The sequence below is a fragment of the Dyella sp. 01N36 genome, from assembly GCF_056399745.1.
In genome coordinates, this window is record NZ_JBFTRY010000221.1 from 1 (window position 1) to 5,022 (window position 5,022).

Sequence of the window (5,022 nt, forward strand, 5' to 3'; positions counted from 1 at the left end):
GCGATCAGGTCGCTCATGTGATCGTTGAGCACCAGATCCGCCTGCAACGACGGATGCTCGCGCAGGAATTGCGCCAGCGCCGGCGCGACCACGGCCGTGCCGTAATCGCCGGTGGCAGTGAGCCTCAGCGTGCCGCTGGGTTGCTCCTGACTGCGCCCGACCTGGGCGATCGCGGCCTGGGCCTCGGCAAGAATGCTCAAACAGGCGGCGTGAAACGTGCTGCCGGCCTCGGTCAAGGTCATGCGCCGCGTGCTGCGCGACAACAGCGTTACGCCCAGCTCGCTCTCCAGACGCGCAATGTGCTGGCTCACCATGGCCTTGGTCATGCCGAGCACGTCGGCTGCCGCGGTGAATGAGCCCGCGCGCACCAGCGCGGTGAACACGGACAAGCGATTGAGATTGACCTCGGCCATGCCATCCTCCGTACTGTCAACTTAAACTTTACAGTGAATTCTCCTTTGATGCGTTTATCTGGATCTGTCGCGGGCGCATGCTGGGCCTTGTTGGTGGCGCTGGCAGTTTTTTCACGGCAGCCCCGTCATCGTCCCCCGCACTCCCCTATCCCCGCTGGAGAGCACTACCCATGAAGATCGCCTTGTTCGGCGCTACCGGCCATGTCGGCCACGCCATCCTCGACGAAGCGCTTGCACGCGGTGCCGATGTCACCGCCATCGTGCGTGATCCGTCGCGCCTGACTGCCAGGGACGACCGCGTCGACGTCGTCACCGGTGATATCGCCGATCCGGAAAGCTGGCTGGACGCGGTACGTGGTTCCGACGTTCTCGTCGTGAGCATCTCGGCCCGTCGCGATGGCTCCAACGACGCGGTGCCTGCCATCGCCGCGACAGTGCTCGACTACCTGCCCAAGGCGGGCGTGAAGCGCCTGGTATGGGTGGGCGGCGCTGCGTCGCTGGAAACCTCGCCTGGCGTGCGCGTGATCGATGACCCGCACTTTCCCGCGGCATGGAAGGACGAAGCCCAAGGCCAGATCAAGGCGCTGGAAGTCTTTCGTCACGACAAGAATGCGGTGGAATGGACGTATATCAGTCCCTCTGCGCTGCTTGAAGACGGCCCGCGCACCGGCAAATATCGCGTCGGCAGCGACCAGTTGCTGGTGGACGCCAACGGCAAGAGCCATATCAGCGTGCCGGACTATGCGGTGGCGTTGTTGGACCGCGTCGAGAAGAACGATGCGCGCCGGCAGCGGATCACGGTGGGCTACTGAAGCTGCGGGCCTGCGATCATTACGGGAGGCGCGGGATGCCGACGAATGCCGGCATCCCGCTGCTCACCTTCAAAACCACAAGCGCACACCTGCCACCCACGTTGTCTCGCGCGCTTGCACGGGTGGCAAGCCGGGCTCGCTTTGAATATCGCCGAACCGTCGCGCCCAATCCACGCCGATATACGGCRCAAACTTGCGACTGACTTCATAGCGCAGACGCAGACCCGCCTCGACTTCGGAAAGGCCGGATGAGATGCCGCGCTGCGGATCGTCCTTGCCGTAGAGATTGACCTCCAGCTTTGGCGTCAGGATCAGCTTCTGCGTGAAGCGCAGGTCGTAGCTGGTCTCCACGCGCAGCGCGGTACGCCCCTGTTCGCCCACGTAGAACGTGGCCTGCGTTTCGAACCAATACGGCGCCAGGCCTTCCACGCCCATCGCCAGCCATGTGCGATTCGGACCCTGGCCGAAATCCTGGCGCACGCCCAGCTGCCCGTCCCAGAAGCTGGTCCAAGCATGACTCCAGAGCGCTTCGATGCGAGCATCCTGCGTGCCGTCGCTGCCACGCTCGCCTTCGGTCTTCAGCCACAGGCGGTTGATGGGGTTGCCATACCAGCCTTCGGCTTCCCAGTTGGTCGCGTAGTCACCGGAGGTGCTGCGACTGCGCTCGAGCCGGTCGACCAGCAGCATGCCGATCGATTCGTTGTCGTCCATCTGCATCATCGCGTTCATCTGCGAGGGCGACATGTCATGCAGCACGTATTGCGGTGGCGGCGGCGCCATGTGGCCGTTGGCCGGCAACACCTTGGCCTCATCCATATTCGCCATGTCATGGCTGCCGTGCTGCCTGTCGTCATGCTGCGACGGTGTTTGCTGGTTCGCGTGTGATGGCGCCGCGCCGCCTTGAGGCATCGGCATGGCCATGCCCGGCATGTCCTGCATGTCCATGCTCTGCGCCAGCAGGCTCATCGGCAGTGCGCCAAGGCACGCCATGATCCATCGCCTGGATGCGCGGCTCATGCCACCACCACTTCGCGGAACATGCCCGCTTCCATGTGGTACAGCAGATGGCAGTGATAGGCCCAGCGGCCCAGGGCATCCGCATTCACGCGATAGGCGATGCGCTGCGCCGGCTGCACCATCACCGTGTGCTTGCGCACCTGGAAATTGCCGTCCGGCGATTCGATTTCGCTCCACATGCCATGCAGGTGGATGGGGTGCGTCATCATCGTGTCGTTCACCAGCACGATGCGCACCTGCTCGCCGTAGTGCAACCGCAACGGCTCGGCACCGGAATAGCGCTTGCCGTCGAACGACCACAGGTAACGCTCCATATTGCCGGTCAGACGCAGCGTCATCTCGCGATCGACCCGCGGAGCAATGGGCGCATCGACGGCGTGCAGATCAGCGTACGTGAGCACTCGGCGCCCGTTGTCGCGCAGGCCCACGCCCGGGTCGTCGAGATTGCTGCGTGGTGTGGTCACGCGCGCATCCACCTCGGGTCCCGTCTTCAACGGCGCGGCTCCCTCGTGACCATGCGACATCGCCATCCCCGGCATGCCGCCCATGTCCATGCCGGGCATGTCGTGTCCCATCGCGCCGTGATCCATCGTGCCCATCATGTCGCCCATGGCGAGCAAGGGACGGGCGTCGAGCGAAGGCACTTCAGTCGTCATCCCTGCACGCGGTGCCAGCGTGGCGCGTGCATAGCCGGTACGGTCCATGCTCTGCGCAAAAATCGTCCACGCACGATCGGCCGACGGCTGCACGATCACGTCATAGGTCTCGGCAGTGCCGACGCGAAATTCGTCCACGCTCACCGGCTCGATGGCCTGACCGTCCGCAGCGACCACGGTCATGCTCAAGCCGGGTATGCGCACGTCGAAAAACGTCATCGACGAACCGTTGATGAAACGCAACCGCACTTTCTCGCCTGCATCGAACAGACCGGTCCAGTTGCCTGCCGGCGTGCAACCGTTCGTCAGATACGTATAGGCGACGGAAGAAACGTCAGCCAGATCGCTGGGATCCATCCTCATCTGGTTCCACATGCGGCGTTCGTCCAGGGCCTTGGCGATGCCTGCGCCATTGGCGTCGTGGATGAAGTCGCCCAGAGTGCGCTTGCCGATGTTGTAGTAGTCGCTTTGCTTCTTGAGGTTCGCGTAAATCGTTTCCGGATCGAGATCGGTCCAGTCGTTGAGCATCACCACGTAGTCGCGGTCTGCACGATGGCGCTCGCCCTCGCGTGGCTCGACCACGATCGGACCGTACAGACCCGTCTGCTCCTGAAAGCGCGAATGGCTGTGGTACCAGTACGTACCCGACTGGTTCACCGTGAACCGATAGGTGTACTCGCCCCCGGCGGGAATCCCGTCGAAACTCAGCCCCGGCACGCCGTCCATATCCGCCGGCAACACGATGCCATGCCAGTGGATGGAACTGCTGACCTTCAGGCGATTGCGCACGCGCAGCGTCACCGTCTCGCCCTGCCGCCAGCGCAACAGTGGCGCCGGCAGCTGACCGTTCACCACCGTGGCAATGCGCTTGCGGCCGGTGAAGTCCACCGGCAGCTCATCGATATCCAGTTCGAAATGGTTGCCACGCAACTCCGCCCGCGGCGCTGCCACCTGCGCCATCGCATTGCCGCGCCAAAGGCCCAGCCCGGCAGCGACGCCGCCCAGCGCCAGACCTTGTACAAACCGCCGGCGCGGCAGTTGAAAACCGCGCGGTTCCTGCTTGTTCATTGCATTGCTCCGTGCCGCGCGCCCGCATGCAGGCGCATCGAATCGGCCGACGCGTGCCGGCCCGTTGCCTTCAACGGAGAATCAGGCGACCGGTGGCCGCAGCGGTGGTTCGTAGACGGGTTGCGGCGCAGCCTCGCGATGCGACTGCCGCGGCGAACCATCGGCCCGCACATGCAGTACGTGCGGCACCATCGACAGCGGCACACTCGCGGGAGCGTGGCTGCAGCAGCTATCGGACATCACGTTCGAGGGATGCGCCGGCGCGTGATCCGGCGACGCGTGCTGCATGGTCATCATGCCCATGGCCGCCGTCGACGGACAGCAATCGTCATGCCGCGGCATCGCCCAGGCCACGCTGGACAGCGCCAGCCACGCGCACATCACCAGCACCAGCAAGGTGCGGCAGCGGCGGAGGTGGCGGAGCAAAAGGCGAGGCATGGGGTGGAGGATAGCGATGCGATGGGTGGCGGCTCAACTCTGGAGGTGGGTCTTGTTGGGTTTGGGGGGCGATTGGGGTCCTCCATGGCACCGAATAGCGGGTTCCCGATTTCTGCCTCGCATCGACTTTAGCCGCCGCTCCCTGTCGCGCCCGCCTGTCTGTGGGAGCGCACCCTGTGCGCGACAAACCAACGGAGCGGTACACCCCAGCGTGGCTGTCGCGCACAGGGTGCGCTCCCACAGGCAAGCGCCAGGCGCGGCACGAGTGCGTCATGCATGGGATAAAGCCAAAGCGCAGCGAGGCCCCGCTTTAAGTCCTCAGCGATTCGGGCGCGTTGCGCAGCGCATTGAAGTATCCCCTGTCTACCCTCGGAGGTTGTCCCACAACGACGCACCTCAAGCGTTCGGGCTTATCCCAGCACGATGCTGCGGGCGTCATCAGGCCATTTTCTTTGGGTTACTTTTCTTTTGGGCCAGCAAAAGAAAAGTGACTCGAGCGGCGGCAGCCGATCGAAACGCCCGCCGCGTAGGCGGCACGCTGGCGGAGAGGCGACAACYAAATACCGAGGCTCTGGATCCCGGCCTRCGCYGGGATGACGAGCAAATCCGGGCTACACC

Annotated in this window: 5 protein-coding genes; 1 reads left to right on the forward strand and 4 read right to left on the reverse strand. The window is 64.2% G+C overall.

Annotated elements, in window-relative coordinates; all coding sequences use genetic code 11:
* Window positions 1-413 (reverse strand): LysR family transcriptional regulator (locus AC1DMG_RS19535; RefSeq protein WP_477180943.1); only part of this gene is annotated, 413 nt, incomplete at its 3' end.
* A 170-nt stretch (window positions 414-583) separates the two neighbouring features.
* Between AC1DMG_RS19535 and AC1DMG_RS19540 the strand changes: the two genes are divergently transcribed.
* Window positions 584-1,225: an NAD(P)-dependent oxidoreductase gene (locus tag AC1DMG_RS19540; RefSeq protein ID WP_441604521.1), complete on the forward strand. Its 642-nt coding sequence runs from the start codon at window positions 584-586 to the stop codon at window positions 1,223-1,225.
* A 69-nt stretch (window positions 1,226-1,294) separates the two neighbouring features.
* Here the strand turns inward: AC1DMG_RS19540 and AC1DMG_RS19545 are convergent, their stop codons facing one another.
* From AC1DMG_RS19545 to AC1DMG_RS19555, 3 genes are all read right to left on the reverse strand, one after another.
* Window positions 1,295-2,242 (reverse strand): copper resistance protein B, encoded by a 948-nt coding sequence (locus tag AC1DMG_RS19545; RefSeq protein ID WP_477180944.1) that lies wholly within the window; start codon window positions 2,240-2,242, stop codon window positions 1,295-1,297.
* The gene (locus AC1DMG_RS19550) at window positions 2,239-3,966 is read right to left on the reverse strand and encodes a copper resistance system multicopper oxidase (protein WP_441604519.1); all 1,728 of its coding nucleotides are present in this window, start codon (window positions 3,964-3,966) and stop codon (window positions 2,239-2,241) included. The genes AC1DMG_RS19545 and AC1DMG_RS19550 overlap by 4 nt, the downstream gene beginning before the upstream one ends.
* Window positions 3,967-4,047: 81 nt before the next feature.
* Window positions 4,048-4,392 (reverse strand): hypothetical protein, encoded by a 345-nt coding sequence (locus AC1DMG_RS19555; RefSeq protein WP_441604518.1) that lies wholly within the window; start codon window positions 4,390-4,392, stop codon window positions 4,048-4,050.
* Between the last annotated feature and the right edge of the window lie 630 nt (window positions 4,393-5,022).